The sequence below is a fragment of the Polynucleobacter sp. P1-05-14 genome, from assembly GCF_018881675.1.
Classification (GTDB): Bacteria; Pseudomonadota; Gammaproteobacteria; order Burkholderiales; family Burkholderiaceae; genus Polynucleobacter.
Genome location: NZ_JACVPV010000005.1, coordinates 82584 through 101917, shown reverse-complemented (window position 1 = coordinate 101917; position 19334 = coordinate 82584). Strand labels below are relative to the sequence as shown.

Sequence of the window (19334 nt, the reverse complement as noted above, 5' to 3'; positions counted from 1 at the left end):
TCCCGGTTAAAGTGCTGACTGAATGTGGTTGCGAACTACTGGATAAATCTGGCTTTCCCAGCGCTTACCATTAAATACCCCGTAATGGCCGACACCCGCTTGTAAGTGATGTGACTTCCTGTATCCAGGTAGGCCAGAACAGAGATCTTGCGCTGCTAAAGTTTGTCCAATGCCGCAGATATCATCTCGCTCACCTTCAACGGTGAGTAGAAATGTCTTCTTAATCAGCTTTGGATTCACTAACCTACCTTGGTATGTCAAAGTTCCATTAGCTAGATCGCGATCCATAAATACTTTTTTAATGGTTTCTAAATAGAAAGGGCCCGATAAATCCATGATTGCAAAATATTCTTCATAAAAATCATGAATGACATCCGCCTTCGCATCATCACCATTAACGCGATACTCATATAGCTTTCTGAAAGACTCTGCATGACGGTCAGGATTCATACTCATAAATGCCATGAGCTGTAAGAAGCCAGGATAGACTTTGCGCCCAGTACCATTGAATTGATTTGGAATAACCCCGATGAGCTTTTCTTCAAACCAAGACATGGGTTTGCTGGTAGCTAATTCATTGACCTTTGTTGGGCTTTGACTGACATCAATCGGCCCAGCCATCAAGGTCAAGCTTGCCGGGACATAGGGACTCTTGTCTTCAGACATGATGGCTGTGGCTGCTAAGCAGGCTACTGTTGGCTGACATACCGCCATCAGGTGGGTTTGAGGTCCGATCACCTGCAAGAAGTTAATGATGTGCTCGACATAAGTATCAAAGTCAAAGTCGCCACAACTCAATGGAATGTCACGAATGTTCAACCAATCAGTTACATAAACTTCATGATCAGTTAGAAGCGTCTTAATGGTTCCCGCTAACAAAGTAGCAAAGTGTCCTGACATTGGAGCAACTAAGAGAATCTTAGGTTGACCAGAAATATTGGGCTTTGAAAATCGAATCAAGTTACAAAAATGCGTTGAGTAAATTAATTCCTCTGTAACAGGCTGCTCCACCCCAAACGAATCAATGATGGATTGAATTTTAAAATCAGGTCTTGTATGCGTAAATCCAAGCAAAGAAATTTGCTCATAGTGTGCGGCTAATCTCTGCATAGGATTTAGGGAAAAGTTTCCAAACCAATTAGTAGAGACGCGCTCTGATGCTTTTGCAAACATCCGAACGGGGTTATGCAAATTAGCAAAGGTTTGATAAGCTTTGTACATCATCTATGGGCACCGCTTTCTATATGACGCAATGCTCGTTCTGTAGTTTTGAGTGCTGGGTCAAACACCCTACTCAAAGAAACATCATTGGCAATAATGGCTGCGGTTTGTGCTGCACGTGCTGCAACGATGGATAAATTCACGAAACCAGCAACATTAAAAGTTTTGAGAAGGTCGGGCAACTCTTGATCGTCTGAAGCAACTTCGCCAGCCTCTATCTTTTGATAAAGATCGCGGTAGTAACTCCTCATACCATCGAGCTCCTCAGCAATTGTCATAATCCGCTGAAACAAGACCGCAAAGTCTGATGCCAGCGCATTGTTTTTGACTACTTCCATGGAGTTACCCCTGGGACCTCGGCTGGAGCAACAGAAACCGGGATAGTTTCAAAGTCCGCAGGGCCCACTATCTCGAGATACTCCATATCTGGCGAATAGTCGAAGAGGAAGTGGGTAATGCCCGGCATTTGATGAACAACATCGCCCGCCTCAACCAAGGTGACCCTATCTTCATACATAAACTTGGCCCAACCTTTAGTCATAACGACAATTTGGAACTCTGCTACGTGATAGTGCCAGCCGGTACCATTCTCTGGGGGTTTATTGGCCTTCACAAGATGGGCAATAACCTTACCTTTGGTTGCTTTAGCGACACCCAAATCTTTATAGAGAAAAAAATCCCTAAGGCCGCCTGGTAAAAACTGAGTATCGGCAGGTTTTACATGAGAAAACTCGGTATCACTTTTAAATTTTACGGGTGCGTTCATTTTTAAAACTCCACTTCAAGTTCTTCAATGTCATCGGGTTCTTCGAGGGCGCCCATCACCCATTCCTTCATCTCAGGCATCGCCATGATGTGCGTGCAGTAATCCCTGCTCGCCTTGTCCAGCTCTACGTGATACGTCAAGAATCTTGTGACCACTGGCGCAAACATGGCGTCAGCTAAAGTGGGTTCCTTGCCAAATAAGAAAGGCCCACCGTATGTTGTTAAGCAGTCCTGCCATATGACCAAGACACGATTAATATCGATTTGTGCTTTTGACCACACCTTAAATGACTCAAAATTCGCTTTGACATTCATAGGCAAAGAAGCGCGCAAGGCAGAGAAGCCGGAATGCATCTCGCCACAGATGGAGCGGCAATGGGCTCTTGCTGCTGGATCTTTTGGTAGCAGATGCGCTTTGGGATTTAATTCATTCAGATACTCACCAATAGCCATGGTGTCCCAAACCCTGCAACCATCATGATCTAATCGCGGAACCAGAATGGAGGGTGACAAGAGCAAGAGTTCTGCTCGGTTATCCACATCATCCGGATGAACCTGCACTTCCTGAAAAGGTAAGCCAGAAAGCTTGAGCATCAGCCAACCGCGTAATGACCATGAAGAATAATTTTTGCTACTAATCGTCAAGGTAGTTTGCTTAGGCATAAGAACTTTCAAATGAGGTACAACTACAACTTATTCCCCCTGAAATAAGGATTGGTAGCCAAATGCCCTATTTTTGACATGTTCTACCCAAATCTGGGCATACCTCACCTTTACGCACCCATCTTGTGCGCCGTAATAATGCACCCTTGTGGTGAACTTATAGACTTTGAGTCATGTCTATACACGCCGCCCTACACCACGTCACCGAATACATATATGACCGCCCAGTCAAACTGGGGCCACAGGTAATTCGTTTGCGACCGGCACCTCACTGCCGCAGCCATATTCTTTCTTACTCTCTCAAAATTGAGCCTGAAGGTCATTTCATTAACTGGCAACAGGATCCATTTTCAAACTATCAAGCTCGTTTGGTTTTTCCTGAACCTACGACGCACTTTAAAGTAACGGTCGATCTTGTTACGGAAATGGCCGTATACAACCCATTTGATTTCTTTCTAGAACCAGATGCAGAAGACTACCCCTTTACCTACAGCCAAGATCTTAAGAAAGAGTTGCGCCCTTACCTAGGTAAAAAGCGCAATGACGGCATCAACAAATATTTTAAAACGGTTGATCGCAGCAAGATGCGCACTATCGATTTTTTAGTTGCGATCAATCAAAAAGTTCACAAGGATATTAGCTACACCATTCGCATGGAGCCTGGAGTACAGACCCCAGAAGAGACATTAAAACTTCGCAGTGGTTCTTGTCGAGATTCTGCTTGGTTAATGGTGAATCTCTTGCGTCTTTGCGGACTCGCATCGCGCTTTGTTTCAGGCTATCTCATTCAGCTTAAACCAGATGTCAAAGCGCTAGATGGACCAAGTGGAACAGAGGTAGATTTCACAGACTTGCACGCCTGGTGTGAGGTGTATTTGCCAGGTGCGGGATGGATTGGCTTAGACCCGACTTCCGGCCTATTTGCTGGCGAAGGCCATATTCCTGTTGCCTGCACACCTGAACCCTCAGGCGCAGCACCGATTGAAGGTGGTGTTGACGAATGTGAAGTGCAATTTGCTCACTCCATGGAAGTCACTCGCATTTATGAAGCGCCCCGAGTAACCAAACCGTATACCGAAGAACAGTGGCAAGCGATTGTTGATCTAGGCCATCAAGTTGATAAGCAATTGGTTGCGGGCGACGTTCGCTTGACCATGGGTGGTGAGCCTACTTTTGTATCCGTTAATGGACGTGATGAACGTGAATGGAATGTAGATGCATTAGGGCCAACTAAGCGGGGTTACGCAACCGATTTAGTAGAAAAACTTCGCAAGGAATACGGCGATGGTGGCTTCCTTCATTTTGGTCAAGGCAAATGGTATCCAGGAGAGCAACTACCTCGTTGGGCTTTGTCTATCTACTGGAGGGCTGATGGGCACCCTATTTGGAAAAATCCCAAACTCTTCGCCGATGAACGCCACCCCACAAACTACACCAGCAAAGATGCTGAAAAATTTGTCTACACACTCTCCAAAAAATTAGGCTTGGCGGACAAATTTATTGAACCTGCCTATGAGGATGTTTTTTATTACCTCTGGCGAGAATCCAAGCTACCAGTCAACGTTGATCCCTTCAAATCAAACCTAGATGATGAGATGGAGCGCACTCGGTTAAAGCGGGTCTTCACTCAGAAATTAGATTCCGTGGTGGGCTACGTCCTCCCTATTGAAGCGAATGAAGGAAAGAATTACTTAGATACCGCCTGGAAGACGGGACCTTGGGAATATCGTGATGATCGCCTCTATCTGTTACCAGGCGATTCACCAATGGGCTATCGACTTCCCCTAGAGTCCCTACCCTGGGTTAGCAAAGCAGACTATCCTTATCTCATTGAGCAAGATCCATTTGCTCCTAGATCGCCATTAAACAGTCAAGCGTCAATTGTTCACCAACAACAACCAACTCGTAAAGAATTTACAGCGTCTGGAAAAACGATTTGGAGTCAGTCACAAGAAATAAGGCGTCCAAAACGTCAAGAATCAGCTGCATGGGTTACCAGAACGGCGATGTGCGTAGAAGCGCGCGATCCAATGCGCTCCAATGGACCCAAGGCTGAGAATGAACATGGTGGTAAATCAGGCGTGCTGTATGTCTTTATGCCCCCACTCGCACGCCTTGAAGACTATCTCAATTTATTGGAGGCGGTAGAAACTACGGCGGAAGAACTTCAGTTTCAAATTGTGCTGGAGGGATATACCCCACCACGCGACCCACGCTTGAAGTTGTTACAGGTGACACCAGATCCAGGCGTTATTGAAGTCAATATTCATCCAGCTCATAACTGGGGCGAGCTAGTTGAGCATACGGAATTCTTATATCAAGCTGCTTTTGAATCTCGCCTTTCTGCTGAGAAATTTATGGCAGATGGCCGCCATACCGGCACAGGTGGTGGCAATCACTTTGTAATGGGTGGTGCAACACCGATTGATAGCCCGTTCTTACGCAAACCCGAGCTCTTGGCTAGCCTAATTTTGTATTGGCACAACCATCCAAGCTTGAGCTATCTCTTTAGTGGCATGTTTATTGGACCAACCAGTCAAGCGCCTCGAGTAGATGAAGCGCGCAATGACCAAATCTACGAGTTAGAAATCGCGTTGAAGGAAATTCATGAGAATCGCAAGAAGTTTGGCCAAAGCATGCCACCATGGCTAGTTGACAGAACACTACGCAATATCCTGATTGACGTCACTGGCAATACGCACCGCAGCGAGTTCTGTATTGACAAGATGTATTCACCAGATAGTCAAACGGGTCGCTTAGGCTTATTAGAATTACGTGCTTTTGAAATGCCCCCACATGCACATATGAGCATTGTTCAGCAATTACTCATTCGCGCCTTGATAGCTCGCTTCTGGGATAAGCCTTATGAGGCGCCAATGACGCGCTGGGGAACTGAACTCCATGACCGCTGTCTCTTACCAACATTTATCAAAATGGACTTTGATGATGTCATTCAAGAGATGCAAAAGTATGGCTATGACTTTAAGCCGGAGTGGTTTGCACCTCACCTTGAGTTCCGCTTCCCACTCATTGGACAAGTGCAAACGATGGGCACAGAAATTACCTTGCGCAATGCGCTTGAACCATGGCATGTTATGGGTGAAGAAAATTCAGCAGGCGGAACTGCACGCTATGTTGACTCCTCGTTAGAGAGAATTGAATTGCGTGTTACAGGCCTAAACCAAAGTCGCTACACCATCACCTGCAATGGCGAGCCTTTGCCACTCCAACCAACAGGAGTTGCAGGAGAGTATGTAGCAGGTGTTCGTTATAAGGCCTGGAATCCTCCGTCTAGTCTGCACCCCAGTATTGGTATTCATGTTCCATTGATTTTTGATGTGATTGATACCTGGAATAAACGCTCTGTGGGAGGTTGCCAATATCACGTTGCCCACCCTGGTGGCCGAAACTACGACAACTTCCCCATCAATGCCTATGAGGCAGAGAGTCGCCGTCTTTCTCGCTTCTTTAGAATGGGCCACACCCCGGGAACTGTTGAAGGGGTTCAGGCGAATATTGACCTCCCGGCCAGTAAGGAATTTCCATTTACGCTGGATATGCGTCGGTGAGACAATAGTTTGTGGACAACTCTCAGACCCATTCCTTGAAATATGCGAGCAACCCTTCGCTGGTGGAGGATATCAACCGTCTATCACCCGCACCCAAAGAGGGGCACTTTGATGAGTTGCGAGGGGAATCAGGGTCGCTACTGCCCCAATGGCAAACTTTTTTTGAATCTCTTGGCTCATCTGGGTTAAGCGATCTTGATCAACGCACCCAAGAACTTAACAGGCAGATTCGGGATAACGGCATTACGTATAACGTCTATGCCGACGAGTTTGGTCCGCAGCGCCCTTGGTCAGTAGATTTATTTCCGCTCCTCATTAGCCTTGATTCTTGGCAAAAAATTCAGTCGGGGGTTTTACAACGAGCGCGTTTGCTCGAAGCGATTATGGCGGATGTGTATGGGCCGCAAAATTTGTTGAAGGAAGGATGGATTCCTCCGGCATTAATTCATGGACACCCTGGTTACTTGCGCTCCATGCATGGCGTCGAGCTGAAAAACAGAAAATATCTTCACATCATGGCTTTTGATTTAGCCAGAGCGCCTGATGGATCATGGTCAGTACTGTCTCAACGCACCCAAGCACCTTCTGGTCTTGGCTATCTTTTGGAAAATCGCAACCTGATTACAAGGCAATTTCCCAAAGCATATGAGCTCATGCAGATTGCCCCGCTAGCCAATGCCTATAGGGACTTAATCGATGCATTGAAGCTTGAAAGTCCAGCAGGTGCTAATGCCCATATTGCCCTTCTTACTCCAGGACCTTATAACGAGACCTACTTTGAGCATGCCTATCTTGCTCGTTATCTCGGCCTAACTTTGGTTGAGGGCGGTGACTTAACAGTACGCGATCAACATTTGTTTTTGAAAACAGTACGCGGTTTAGAGCCTGTTCATATTTTGCTCAAACGTTTGGACGATGAGTTTTTAGATCCCTTAGAACTGCGTTCTGACTCCACCCTAGGCGTCCCTGGTCTATTACAAGTTATACGTGCCGGTAATGTTGTGTTGGCAAATGCTCCTGGCTCCGCCTTCCTAGAATCTCCAGCCCTATTGGGATTCTTACCGGCGATTAGCGAACGACTTCTCAATGAAAAAGTTCAGCTTCCAGCAATGGATACCTGGTGGTGTGGTGAACGCGCTGCATTAGAGGCTGCTATTCCAAATTTAGGGCATAGTGCTATTAAGCCAACCTACCCTAATGGCACGGGTCATCAAAATTATGAATCCGCCCTAGGTTGCGATCTGAATCAGGCCCAATTAGATGAATGGGTGGGTCGCATTACGCGCCAGCCAGATGAACACACAGTACAAACCTACATCCCGTTGGCACAAATGCCAACCTGGTTAAATGCTTTTAACCTCAATGATGCGTCTTTGATTGAGCCCCACTCTTATATGTTGCGAGTCTTTGCCTTGAGTGATGGTCCTAATGGCTGGCAAGTATTACCTGGTGGACTTGCCCGTATCGCAAGCACTGATTCAGGTATTGCCTCGATGCAACGGGGCGGTAGTAGTGCGGATGTATGGGTTCAAAGCCCGCAGCCCTCCCAAGAGCAAGGACAACAAACTCAGCACCCGATTCAAGCCCCTGAAAAAGTGATGCGCAAGCGCTTGGTTACCAGCCGCGCAGCTGAGAATCTCTATTGGTTTGGGCGCTATACCGAGCGCAGTGAAAATATTCTGCGCTTAGCCAAGCTTTATCTTGAAAATATTAATAGTGAATACACCCCTTCCCGGTCATTATGGTCTTGGTTAGAAAACCTATGTCACCACTACGGGCTTGTGCCTGAAGGTGTACCAAGTAATTTTGACCAGAGTGATATGCGTCACCGAATTTTTGAGCGTACTTTAATTAACTCTCTCAATGCCAGCGACAGCGTCACCAGCGTGGGCTACAACCTGAACGCCATGAAACGCACTGCCTCTAATGTGAGAGAGCGACTCTCCCCGGAACAATGGAGCACTATCAATCATTGCATTGAGCAATTTCAGTCTGATTGCCATAAAGCCAATACCTTTAATGATTTTTCCGCTTCGCTCGCTATCGATGCTTTAAATGGCGCGAGTAGCTGCTTGGCGGCGATAACCGGCGCTCAAACTGACCGTATGACACGTGATGACGGCTGGCAACTACTTTCAATTGGAAGGCATATCGAGAGGCTCGCCTTTCTAACAAACGCATTAGACTCAGCTATCGTTTCTGGCTTACTTAACAATCCAAATACAGATAGCTCAGGTTATACCGCCCTACTCAATTTATTTGATAGCACGATCACCTTTCATGCGCAGCATCAACAAAGTCGCGAGATAGCTCCTTTAATTAGCTTACTGGTGATGGATGATGAAAACCCACGTTCCCTGGCCTGGGTTAGCAAAGCGCTCCGCGCCAGACTCTCTAAACTTGCGGGCACCGAGCGAAATAACCCGGATGAGTTAACTCGTAGCGTCATTAATCTACTAGATTACGACTTATATATCCTATCGACTGCCGATGGGTTTGGCAATCTCCCTAACCTAAGAAATTGTTTGAGTAATTGCTCGCAATCCGCCTGGAATGTTTCAGATGCAATTAGCGCACGCTATTTCAATCTGATTCACTCTAATGAATACAGTATCCAAATGTAATGCGCCATTTATGTTGCTAGAAATTACCCACGATACCCATTACTCTTACGATCCTGATGTAGAGATTGCGCAGCATTTTGCTCACCTCAAACCAGCAGATCTAGAAACACAACGAGTATTAAAGTCCGATGTTCAGGTGAGCCCGAGGCCTTCTTGGAGCGAAGAAAATCGAGATAGTCATGGAAATGTTTGCACCTTCTTTTCTTTGCAGAATAGGCACAGCGAATTACTCATTACAGCCAAATCACTGATCGAGACTACAGCTACTGAATATGGCCCTAAGCCCCAGGAAACTGCACCCTGGGAGCTGGTACGTGAATACTTCCGCTATCACTCCAATACCCAATGGGATGCCGCCTCAGAATTTTTATTTACATCTCCATTCATTACTTTAAGACCAGAATTCGCAGAATTTGCGAGGGCCAACTTCACAGCTGGTAGACCTATATTAGATGCTGCAATTGATTTGATGAAACGCATCTATAGTGAATTTCATTACGTTAGCAAAAGTACCGATATCAACACCCCAGCACTAGAGGCGCTGAATAAGCGAGAGGGGGTATGTCAGGACTTTGCACATATTTTGATTTCAGCGCTCCGCAGTATCGGCATCCCCGCAAAATATATGAGCGGCTATATTCTGACCAATCCTGCACCCGGTCAAGCAAGACTGATTGGCGGAGATGCTTCGCATGCTTGGGTATCGGTTTATGTTCCTAGCATGGATGAAAGCAGTATTTTAGGTAAGGGCATTTGGTGTGATCTAGATCCAACCAATAATCGCTGGGGCTACGGAACTCCTGGGGAAGATTATGTTCACTTGGCTCAAGGAAGAGATTACTCAGATGTCTCCCCTATTCGCGGGGTGATCCATGGCGGAGCAGATCATACGCTAGAGGTAGCGGTAACGGTGATGCCCATTAACTCTTAAGGCACCCTTCTTTCTCCCCAATAATAAAACCGCCCGAAGGCGGTTTTATTATTTGAAGCGTGCATTACTTTCGACTTAGTCTGCGTAAATACCTGCAGCCTTAATGATTGGTGTCCATAAATCAATCTGCGCCTTCAGATGCTTTTTCAAGCCTTCTGGAGTAGCGCTTGCTTGAGATGGAATCTCAACACCCAACTCCGCCATGTGTTGTTTGTAAAGTGGATCCTGAATAGCCCCTTGCAGTGCCTTGGCCAACTTATCCATCTCTGCTTTTGGTGTGCCCTTAGGAGCATAAACACCATGCCACACTTTCACTTCAAAGTTTTTTAAGCCCTGCTCATTGAGAGTGGGAATCTTTTCAAAGGCTTTAATGCGCTGCATGGTGGTTGTACCATAAGGCTTCACCGCATTAGTTGCCAACTGACCTGAAAGATTGGTTGTTTGATCACACATCAATTGCACCTGACCACCGATCAAATCGGTCAAGGCAGGCGCAGTGCCTTTGTATGGAACAGTCGTCAAATCCAGCTGAATACGGCTCATAAAGAGCAAGCCGCACAAGTGGCTAGCGGAACCTACGCCCGCATTAGCGTACGCAATCTTACCTATGTTTGCCTTCATATAAGGTAGAAGTTCTTGATAGTTCTTAGGAGGCAAATCTTTATTGCCAACCAAAATCATTGGTACATCGGCAACCTGGCCAACGTATTCGTAATCGGTCATTGGATCAAAGCCCAAGTTCTTATACAAAGCTGGGGCTGTAGACATGCCAATATGGTGAATCAGTAATGTGTAACCATCATTCTTAGAATTAATGACACGTTTAGCCGCAATCGTGCCACCAGCACCAGGACTGTTATCCACAATGACTTGGCCTTTGAGCTGCTTACCCATTGCTAAAGCCAGCTCACGAGCTACTTTATCGGTTGGACCGCCAGCCGAGAATGGCACCACTAAAGTAATAGGGCGATCGCCAGGGAAATCAGCCGCCTTTGCAGCAGAAATACTGACGCCTAATGCACACAGCGAAATCGCTGCAATGCGGAAAATTGATTGGGACATTTTCACGGTAATCCTTGTCATTCTTGGTTAAACATACAAAGCAATAGTTTAGAGAATTTGCCACCCCAGCAGGGGAAAATTCTCTAAAAAATGATTATTTCTTCAGCTTGCCAAAGGCGGCTGCCATTGCATTATTCATTGGGGGCGCTTGCCTTCTATCTTCATGCGGCTTTCTGTTTTCAGGCTCTCTAGGACGATTAAGAGCCCTTTGATCAGGCTTGGAGCCCTCTCTTGGAGCTTCATCTGTCAAACGCATTGTTAGCGCGATGCGCTTACGCTTTTCATCCACTTCCAGCACTTTAACCTTCACTACCTGTCCAGCCTTAACCACGCTATGGGGATCTTTTACGAAGGTATTAGATAAAGCAGAGATATGCACCAAGCCATCTTGATGTACACCAATATCGACAAAGGCCCCAAAGGCGGCAACGTTAGTCACTACGCCTTCTAAAATCATATCCGTCTTGAGGTCGCCAATTTTCTCGACACCATCTTTAAAAGTTGCAGTAGTGAATTCGGGGCGCGGATCTCGACCAGGCTTTTCTAATTCTTTAATGATGTCAGTAACAGTAGGTAGACCAAATTGACCATCAGCATACTTTTCTGGTGAAAGTGACTTCAGCAAGCTGGCATCGCCAATTACTTCTTTTACGCCTTTCTTAATATCCTTCAGAATCTTTTCTACCAAAGGATAAGATTCAGGATGAACTGCAGAGGCATCTAATGGATCATCGCCATTCATGATGCGCAAGAATCCAGCAGCTTGCTCGTACGTTTTATCGCCAAGTCGCGGAACGCTCTTGAGATCGGCCCTCGATTTAAATGCACCCTTGCTATCGCGATAGGCCACTATCCCTTCAGCCACTGTAGAGCTTAAACCAGAAACTCTTGCTAGCAAGGGGGCTGAAGCCGTGTTCACATCAACACCGACAGCATTTACGCAATCCTCTACAACCGCAACTAATGATCTAGCCAACTGGGTTTGCATCACATCATGCTGATACTGGCCTACGCCAATCGATTTAGGATCAATCTTGACCAGTTCGGCTAATGGATCTTGTAATCTTCGGGCAATTGAAACGGCACCGCGCAATGAAACATCCATACCCAGTAATTCTTTTGAGGCGTATTCAGACGCAGAGTAAACAGAAGCGCCCGCTTCAGAAACAACAATCTTGGTGAGCTTGAGTTCTGGCTTAGCTTTAATCAGCTCCTGGGCTAATTTATCAGTCTCGCGAGATGCAGTACCGTTACCAATCGAGATTAAGGTGGCATTGTGCTTCTCAGCTAATTTAGCCAAGGCATGCAATGAACCAGCCCAATCATTTTTTGGTTGATGCGGGTAAATGACCTCGGTATCCACTACTTTTCCAGTAGCATCCACCACTGCCACCTTCACTCCCGTTCGCATTCCGGGATCGAGACCAATGGTTACTCTTGGGCCAGCGGGTGCCGCCAGCAAGAGGGCTTTAAGGTTGCGGGCAAATACATTAATCGCTTCAGTTTCTGAACGCTCACGTAACGCTGTCATCAACTCAGACTCCAAATGGAGTGAACACTTGATGCGCCAAGTCCAGCGAACGGTATCTGCTAACCACACATCGGCAGGTCGCCCTTCATTTTTGATCTTGAAATGATTGGCAATCCGATTTTCACAAGGATTGTGAGGAGAATCCCATTTTGGCTTTTCTTCTTCGCTATCTAAACGTAAATTAACCATTAACATCTGTTCCCGACGACCCCTAAATAAAGCTAAGGCACGATGCGATGGAATAGCTTTAATCGGCTCAGAGTAATCAAAGTAATCAGCGAACTTCTCACCCTCTTGCTCTTTACCAGCAATCACTTTAGATTCGACTACACCGTGATCTTGTAAGTACTCTCTAAGAGATTGCACCAATGCTGCATCTTCTGCAAAGCGTTCCATCAAAATTTGACGTGCACCTTCAAGCGCAGCCTTGGTATCCGCAACACCAGGATTATCTGTCCCATCGACCTGAAACGCTTCCTTCAGATACTTTGCAGCCTCTGTTTCAGGATCGAGCTTGGGGTTATTCAGCAGATCATTTGCCAATGGCTCTAAGCCAGCCTCTAAGGCAATTTGCGCCTTAGTCCTTCTCTTGGGTTTATACGGTAAATAAAGATCCTTTAAGCTAGTCTTATCCTCTGCCAACATAATGGCCTTCAGCAACTCTGGCGTCATCTTGCCCTGCTCCTCAATAGAAGCAACGATCGTCTTGCGGCGATCCTCTAGTTCACGAAGATAGCTAAGACGCTCTTCCAATAAACGTAACTGCGTATCATCCAACCCCCCGGTAGCTTCTTTACGATAACGAGCGATAAATGGTACGGTAGCGCCCTCATCCATCAGAGCTATAGCAGCAGCTACTTGAGCAGGCTTAGCAGCAAGTTCTTGGGCAAGACGTTGTTCAATTGATGGCAGCATGTATATCTAGTTTTATTTATTTAACTTATAAATGATTAATTTATAGTTTTGATTTCAATGAAGAACAAAAGCCACCCGGAGGTGACTTTTGTTGTGTAGCTGAAAAAGAGCTTACTCGCGGGATGCTTTCTTACGATCATGCTCTTTCAGGTGGCGCTTACGGATACGTACACTTTTCGGCGTTACTTCAACCAACTCATCATCACTAATGAATTCAACCGCATATTCCAAGGTCAAATCAATTGGCGTTACTAAGCGAACTGCTTCGTCAGTGCCTGAAGAGCGAACGTTGGTTAATTGCTTACCTTTAATTGGGTTAACGACCAAGTCATTGTCTCGACTATGGATACCAATCACCATTCCCTCGTATACAGGATCACCATGGCTAACAAACATACGACCACGATCTTGTAACTTCCAAATAGCGTAGGCAACTGCTTCGCCATCATCTTGACTAATCAATACGCCATTATGACGTTCACCCAAGATGCCATCTTTCGCTGGAGCATAAGAATCAAATGTATGACTCATCAAACCATTACCGCGAGTCATGGTCATGAAGTCGCCTTGGAAGCCGATCAGACCACGTGCAGGAATGCGGTACTCAAGACGGGTGCGGCCTTTGCCATCACTCACCATATCTTGCAACTCACCCTTACGCTTACCCAAGTCTTCCATCACAGAACCTTGAGTGGCATCTTCTACGTCAACCGTTAAGTTCTCATACGGCTCCATTTTGACGCCATTCTCCTCATGAAAGACAACGCGTGGACGGGAAACTGCCATCTCATAACCTTCACGACGCATGGTCTCTACCAAGATGGTGAGATGCAACTCGCCACGACCTGATACTTCAAATACGGTGTCATCATCAGTTTCTTTTACGCGCAAAGCCATGTTGGCTTTTAATTCGCGGTCTAAACGTTCACGAATTTGACGGCTAGTTACAAACTTACCTTCACGACCAGCTAATGGACTAGTGTTTACCATAAAATTCATAGTCAAGGTCGGCTCATCAATCTTGAGCATTGGCAATGGATCTGGCTTGTCAACCGCACATACTGTTGTGCCAATGGCCAAATCTTCAATACCATTGATGAGGGCGATATCGCCAGCAACAGCCTCGTCAACGATTTCTCGCTCCAGGCCTTTAAATTTCAATACTTGGTTGATACGGCCTTTGAATGGCGTGCCATCAGGGCCATTCATGCAGAGCACTTCCATGCCTGACTTCACACGGCCCCGGCTAATACGGCCAACTCCGATCTTGCCAACATAGCTGTTGTAGTCAATTGAAGAAATCTGGAATTGCAAGGGGCCTTCTGCGTCGTCATCACGCACAGGAACGTGCTTCAGAACAGCATCAAACAAGGGGCGCATAGTACCTTCACGCACATCTTCTGACTCTCCTGCATAACCATTCAAGCCTGATGCATAGATCACTGGGAAATCTAACTGCTCTTCAGTGGCGCCTAGTTTGTCAAACAATTCAAAAGTTGCGTTGATCACGTAGTCGCAACGTGCGCCTGGACGGTCAACCTTATTAATCACAACGATTGGCTTCAAACCTAATGCCAAGGCTTTCTTGGTAACGAAGCGGGTCTGTGGCATTGGACCTTCAACCGCATCAACCAAGAGCAATACACCGTCAACCATCGAGAGTACGCGCTCTACTTCACCACCGAAGTCCGCGTGTCCTGGTGTATCAACGATATTAATATGTGTACCGTCATACTCTACTGCACAGTTCTTGGACAAAATAGTAATGCCACGCTCTTTTTCCAAGTCGTTTGAGTCCATGACGCGTTCAGTCATTTTTTCATTTGAGCGGAATGTGCCAGATTGGCGCAAGAGTTGGTCAACCAAGGTAGTTTTTCCGTGGTCAACGTGGGCGATGATGGCGATGTTACGAAGTGCGCGTTTAGTCATGTGAAGCTTCTTGAGTTAAAGATAAGTAAAAGGGTTATAAATAATGATTAATTAATGAGCCTGCGAAATTAAGCGCTTTGGATGCAAAACACCAGAACGCCAATCAGCAGTACCAATAAAGTTATGAGGAGCAGCAGTCGCACGATAAATACGTACCAATGCTTCAATGGAAGGTAAGTTCAGCGGAACACGCTGCCCCATTTCAAGACGTTTCGCTTGTTGCTCATCCACTGTTAAGTGTGGCAATGTTTGTAGCAAGGCATCAACAGGCAATATGTAGTCAGCACTATTTTGCAGGCCGCTTTGTATCGCTTCAATCGTAAAGGACTGCTCAAGATTGAGATGCCCTACTTCGGTACGACGCAAGCCAACTAAATGGGCGCCACATCCTAGGGCATTACCAATATCTTCTGCCAGAACACGAATATAAGTTCCTTTGCTACAGCTGACTTCTAACGTAGCTTCGGGCCAAGCAATGTCAGTCCAGCGAATGACGTGAATGGTGATATCTCGTGGAGTGCGCTCTAACTCAACACCTGCACGAGCATATTCATATAAAGGTTTGCCATCACGCTTGAGTGCAGAATACATTGGCGGCACTTGAGAAATAGGCCCCGTAAATTTTGGGAGCAAGGCATCTAATGCAGATTTGAGCTCAACTTCATTGACAAATACCGGCAAAGGTAATTCTTCAATAGTGAGACCCTCAGCATCGCCGGTATCAGTGCGTGAGCCGAACTTTACTCGAGCGATATAAGACTTATCAGCTTCAAGCAGGTCTTGTGAATACTTAGTTGCTTCGCCTAAGCAGATAGGCAATAAGCCAGTCGCCATTGGATCTAATGTACCGGTATGGCCAGCCTTGTCAGCATTAAAGGCACGCTTGACGGCAGTAACCGCACCCTGAGAACTCATTCCAGCAGGTTTATCCAGTAGCACTACGCCGTCGATCCGTATTGACATGAACTATTTAGTCTCGTCTTTGTGGTCGCTGCTGCGATCACTATCAACGGCTTGATCGATCAATCGAGACATTTCTATGCCATGCTCTACTGAGCTGTCATAGTGAAAATGTAAAGTAGGAACGGTATGAATATGCAAACGCTTAAACAAGAGTGAGTGCAAGTATCCGGCTTTTTCTTGAAGCGCCCTTAACGCATGCTCAGGCTCAGCACCCAAAACTGTAAAGAACACTTTGGCATGGGCCAGATCCGGTGTGAGCTCAATACTTTGTAAGGTAATCAAGCCCAAACTCGGACTACGCAATTCGCGGGGAATAAGCTCGGCCAGGTCTCGCTGAATTTGATCGGCGAGACGCTGGTTACGATGCGGGCTAGTTTTATGCATATTGCTTAGAGTGAACGTGCAACTTCAGTAACTTCAAATACTTCAAGCTGGTCACCTTCTTTAATGTCGTTATAGCCCTTTAATGACAGGCCGCACTCGACACCGGCACGAACTTCCTTAGCATCATCTTTGAAGCGCTTGAGAGAGTCCAGTTCACCAGTCCAAACAACGACGTTGTCACGCAAGAGACGAACACTAGATGTGCGCTTGATAATTCCATCAACTACCAAGCAACCTGCAATTGCGCCAACCTTAGATACCAAGAAGACTTGACGAATCTCAACGAGACCAGTGATTTCTTCTTTTTTATCTGGAGTCAACATGCCGCTCAGAGCCAACTTTACTTCATCCACTGCGTCATAGATGATGTTGTGATAACGAATATCCACACCATTGTTTTCAGCTAACTTGCGAGCTGCCGCATCTGCACGGGAATTGAAGCCAAAAATAACCGCTTTAGAAGCCACTGCCAAGTTCACGTCAGTTTCAGTAATGCCACCAACACCTGCGTGAACAATTTGCACCTTCACCTCCGGTGTAGAAAGCTTCATTAATGACTGTGCCAAAGCTTCTTGAGAGCCCTGTACATCAGCTTTAATGATCAATGGCAATAACTTAGCCTCAATAGCGCCTTCTTCCATGTTTTCCATCATGGTTTCAAGCTTGAATGCTTGCTGTTTAGCCAACTTCACATCACGGAACTTACCTTGACGGAACAATGCAATCTCGCGAGCCTTACGCTCATCCGGAACCACCTGTACTGACTCTCCAGCTGCAGGAACATCCCCTAAGCCTTGGATTTCAACAGGAATAGATGGGCCTGCTTCATTACATGGCTTACCGTTTTCATCCAGCATGGCGCGGACGCGACCATAGGTTGAACCCGCCAACAACATATCTCCACGTTTGAGCGTGCCTGATTGAACCAATATGGTTGCTACAGGGCCCTTACCTTTGTCCAAACGCGCTTCAATGACTAAACCTTGGGCCGGTGCATCTTTGGGCGCTTTCAATTCCAAGATTTCAGCTTGCAAGAGTACGTTCTCAAGCAGGGCATCAATGCCCTCACCAGTTTTTGCGGATACCGGAATAAATGGCACATCGCCACCGTATTCTTCAGGAACCACTTGCTCTGCCACCAACTCAGTTTTGACGCGCTCGGAATTGGCTTCTGGCTTATCAATCTTGTTAATTGCCACAACAATTGGAACGCCACCTGCAAGCGCATGGTGAATTGCTTCTTTTGTTTGCGGCATCACGCCGTCATCTGCCGCAACAACCAAGATCACGATGTCCGTTGCCTTGGCGCCGCGAGCGCGCATTGCCGTAAAGGCTTCGTGACCCGGAGTATCTAAGAAGGTAATCATGCCGCGTGGAGTTTCCACATGGTATGCACCAATGTGCTGAGTAATGCCGCCAGCCTCACCGGTAGCCACTTTGGCCGCACGAATCTTATCGAGCAAAGAAGTTTTACCATGATCAACGTGACCCATCACTGTAACTACTGGTGGACGTGGCAACAACTCTGCATCGTGACCATCGGTACCAAGATCTAAATCTGGATCATCTAATTTCGCAGCAAAAGCCTTATGGCCCATTTCTTCAACAAGAATCATTGCGGTATCTTGATCAAGCACTTGATTAATGGTGACCATTTGACCCATACCCATCAGCAACTTAATCACTTCCGCACTCTTCACTGCCATTGCATGAGCTAACTCAGCAACAGTAATGGTTTCTGGTACGTGAACATCACGCACTATGGCTTCTGTTGGTACTTGGAAGTTGGTATCTACGTTCGCCTCAGCAATTTGACGTTGCTTCTTACGACCACCGCCTGAACGCCAACCACCAACACCACCAGAAGAATCGCCGCGAGTCTTTAGGCCGCCAGGTTTCTTAGCGCCCTCTTCTTGCCAAGTGGATGATGTCTCAGAAGATTTAATAGTCTTGCCACCAACTTTGGCAACAGCCTTCTTCTTATCATCAGCACCTTCAACTTTTGCAGGTTTATGCAAAGTGCCTTTTTTCGCTTCTTCAGCAGCAATTTCACTAGGTGCTTTGAGAACACGTGCAGGAGCGCTCATCATGTCGCGGATTGCTAAAGCCTCAGCTTCAGCCGCAGCACGACGAACGCGAATATCTGCCAATTCTTTTTCTTTGCTAGCAGCCAAATCTTTAGCTGCTTTATCTGCTGCCGCCTTTTTCTCTGCTGCCGCTGCGGCAGCATCCGGCGCTGTATCTACAGGCGCCTCTTCTTTAGCAATTACTGGAGCTGCAACTTCTTTTTGACGTGCTTCTTCGGCAGCTCTCATTTCCGCTTCTTGGCGAGCCAACAACTCAGCTTGGCGTGTTGCCTCTGCCGCGCGTTTTTCCAACTCCTCTTCGGAAATAACGGGTTTAGCTGGTGCTGCTGGAGCAACTTCTTTAGCCGCTGGAACTGGAATCTCTTCAGGCGCCTTATCACCGGCCTTAACGAGCACACGCTTTTTACGAACTTCAACCTGCACAGTGCGAGTACGTCCAGCAGAGTCTGCTTGACGAATTTCTGAGCTCTCACGCTTGATTAAAGTAATCTTTTTACGCGCGCCAGTATCTGCACTGCCATGCTCTTTTTGCAAATGCTCAAGCAGGACAGTTTTGTCCTTTTCGGTAATGCTATCGTCCTCAGAACCTTTTTCGATACCAGCCGCCTTCAACTGCTCCAAGAGGTCTGGCGCGGTACGTTTTAATTCTTTAGCGAGTACTTTTACTGTTGTTGCCATGCACTACTTCCT

General features: G+C 46.6%; 13 protein-coding genes. 3 read left to right on the top strand and 10 right to left on the bottom strand.

Going from position 1 to position 19334, the window contains the following annotated elements:
- Positions 1-6: 6 nt before the first annotated feature.
- Genes ICN37_RS03685 through ICN37_RS03670 form a run of 4 tightly spaced genes read right to left on the bottom strand, consistent with a single transcriptional unit; the run spans position 7 to position 2649 of the window.
- A complete protein-coding gene (locus tag ICN37_RS03685; protein ID WP_216154949.1) occupies positions 7-1224 on the bottom strand; it encodes a polyhydroxyalkanoate depolymerase in 1218 nt (405 codons plus the stop codon).
- Positions 1221-1559, bottom strand: a complete 339-nt coding sequence (locus ICN37_RS03680; RefSeq protein ID WP_215320096.1) for a hypothetical protein — start codon at positions 1557-1559, stop codon at positions 1221-1223. Before ICN37_RS03680 ends, ICN37_RS03685 begins: the two co-directional genes overlap by 4 nt.
- A complete protein-coding gene (locus ICN37_RS03675) occupies positions 1550-1987 on the bottom strand; it encodes a cupin domain-containing protein (protein ID WP_216154947.1) in 438 nt (145 codons plus the stop codon). The genes ICN37_RS03680 and ICN37_RS03675 overlap by 10 nt, the downstream gene beginning before the upstream one ends.
- Positions 1988-1989: 2 nt before the next feature.
- Positions 1990-2649 carry a glutathione S-transferase family protein gene (locus ICN37_RS03670; RefSeq protein WP_216154945.1) on the bottom strand — a complete coding sequence of 220 codons (660 nt, stop codon included), beginning with the start codon at positions 2647-2649 and terminating at the stop codon, positions 1990-1992.
- A 173-nt stretch (positions 2650-2822) separates the two neighbouring features.
- Here ICN37_RS03670 and ICN37_RS03665 point away from each other — a divergent pair, with 173 nt between their 5' ends.
- From ICN37_RS03665 to ICN37_RS03655, 3 genes are read left to right on the top strand one after another with little or no spacing between them, the layout of a single operon-like run.
- Positions 2823-6218 carry a DUF2126 domain-containing protein gene (locus ICN37_RS03665; protein WP_216154943.1) on the top strand — a complete coding sequence of 1132 codons (3396 nt, stop codon included), beginning with the start codon at positions 2823-2825 and terminating at the stop codon, positions 6216-6218.
- Positions 6219-6229: 11 nt separating this feature from the next.
- Entirely contained in the window at positions 6230-8842 is a 2613-nt protein-coding gene (locus ICN37_RS03660) for a circularly permuted type 2 ATP-grasp protein (RefSeq protein WP_215320104.1), read from the top strand.
- On the top strand, positions 8820-9773 hold the full coding sequence (locus ICN37_RS03655; RefSeq protein ID WP_255538455.1) for a transglutaminase family protein: 954 nt from the start codon (positions 8820-8822) through the stop codon (positions 9771-9773). Before ICN37_RS03660 ends, ICN37_RS03655 begins: the two co-directional genes overlap by 23 nt.
- Positions 9774-9848: 75 nt before the next feature.
- Here ICN37_RS03655 and ICN37_RS03650 read toward each other — a convergent pair whose 3' ends face one another.
- From ICN37_RS03650 to infB, 6 genes are all read right to left on the bottom strand, one after another.
- Positions 9849-10835 carry a tripartite tricarboxylate transporter substrate-binding protein gene (locus ICN37_RS03650; protein ID WP_215320106.1) on the bottom strand — a complete coding sequence of 329 codons (987 nt, stop codon included), beginning with the start codon at positions 10833-10835 and terminating at the stop codon, positions 9849-9851.
- A gap of 94 nt (positions 10836-10929) precedes the next feature.
- A complete protein-coding gene (locus ICN37_RS03645) occupies positions 10930-13281 on the bottom strand; it encodes a Tex family protein (protein WP_216154941.1) in 2352 nt (783 codons plus the stop codon).
- A 111-nt stretch (positions 13282-13392) separates the two neighbouring features.
- On the bottom strand, positions 13393-15210 hold the full coding sequence (gene typA, locus ICN37_RS03640; protein ID WP_215320110.1) for a translational GTPase TypA: 1818 nt from the start codon (positions 15208-15210) through the stop codon (positions 13393-13395).
- A 51-nt stretch (positions 15211-15261) separates the two neighbouring features.
- A complete protein-coding gene (truB, locus tag ICN37_RS03635) occupies positions 15262-16173 on the bottom strand; it encodes a tRNA pseudouridine(55) synthase TruB (RefSeq protein WP_216154939.1) in 912 nt (303 codons plus the stop codon).
- Positions 16174-16176: 3 nt separating this feature from the next.
- Complete coding sequence (rbfA, locus tag ICN37_RS03630) at positions 16177-16557, bottom strand: 30S ribosome-binding factor RbfA (protein WP_216154937.1); 381 nt, start codon at positions 16555-16557, stop codon at positions 16177-16179.
- 5 nt (positions 16558-16562) lie between these two features.
- The gene (infB, locus tag ICN37_RS03625) at positions 16563-19322 is read right to left on the bottom strand and encodes a translation initiation factor IF-2 (RefSeq protein WP_216154935.1); all 2760 of its coding nucleotides are present in this window, start codon (positions 19320-19322) and stop codon (positions 16563-16565) included.
- Positions 19323-19334: the final 12 nt, after the last annotated feature.

What these genes read in the sequence shown, in the direction of transcription:
- ICN37_RS03685 (WP_216154949.1), bottom strand. Translation starts at nt 1,224, where the DNA reads ATGATGTACAAAGCTTATCAAACCTTTGCTAATTTGCATAACCCCGTT.
- ICN37_RS03680 (WP_215320096.1), bottom strand. Translation starts at nt 1,559, where the DNA reads ATGGAAGTAGTCAAAAACAATGCGCTGGCATCAGACTTTGCGGTCTTG.
- ICN37_RS03675 (WP_216154947.1), bottom strand. Translation starts at nt 1,987, where the DNA reads ATGAACGCACCCGTAAAATTTAAAAGTGATACCGAGTTTTCTCATGTA.
- ICN37_RS03670 (WP_216154945.1), bottom strand. Translation starts at nt 2,649, where the DNA reads ATGCCTAAGCAAACTACCTTGACGATTAGTAGCAAAAATTATTCTTCA.
- ICN37_RS03665 (WP_216154943.1), top strand. Translation starts at nt 2,823, where the DNA reads ATGTCTATACACGCCGCCCTACACCACGTCACCGAATACATATATGAC.
- ICN37_RS03655 (WP_255538455.1), top strand. Translation starts at nt 8,820, where the DNA reads ATGAATACAGTATCCAAATGTAATGCGCCATTTATGTTGCTAGAAATT.
- ICN37_RS03650 (WP_215320106.1), bottom strand. Translation starts at nt 10,835, where the DNA reads ATGTCCCAATCAATTTTCCGCATTGCAGCGATTTCGCTGTGTGCATTA.
- ICN37_RS03645 (WP_216154941.1), bottom strand. Translation starts at nt 13,281, where the DNA reads ATGCTGCCATCAATTGAACAACGTCTTGCCCAAGAACTTGCTGCTAAG.
- typA (WP_215320110.1), bottom strand. Translation starts at nt 15,210, where the DNA reads ATGACTAAACGCGCACTTCGTAACATCGCCATCATCGCCCACGTTGAC.
- truB (WP_216154939.1), bottom strand. Translation starts at nt 16,173, where the DNA reads ATGTCAATACGGATCGACGGCGTAGTGCTACTGGATAAACCTGCTGGA.
- rbfA (WP_216154937.1), bottom strand. Translation starts at nt 16,557, where the DNA reads ATGCATAAAACTAGCCCGCATCGTAACCAGCGTCTCGCCGATCAAATT.
- infB (WP_216154935.1), bottom strand. Translation starts at nt 19,322, where the DNA reads ATGGCAACAACAGTAAAAGTACTCGCTAAAGAATTAAAACGTACCGCG.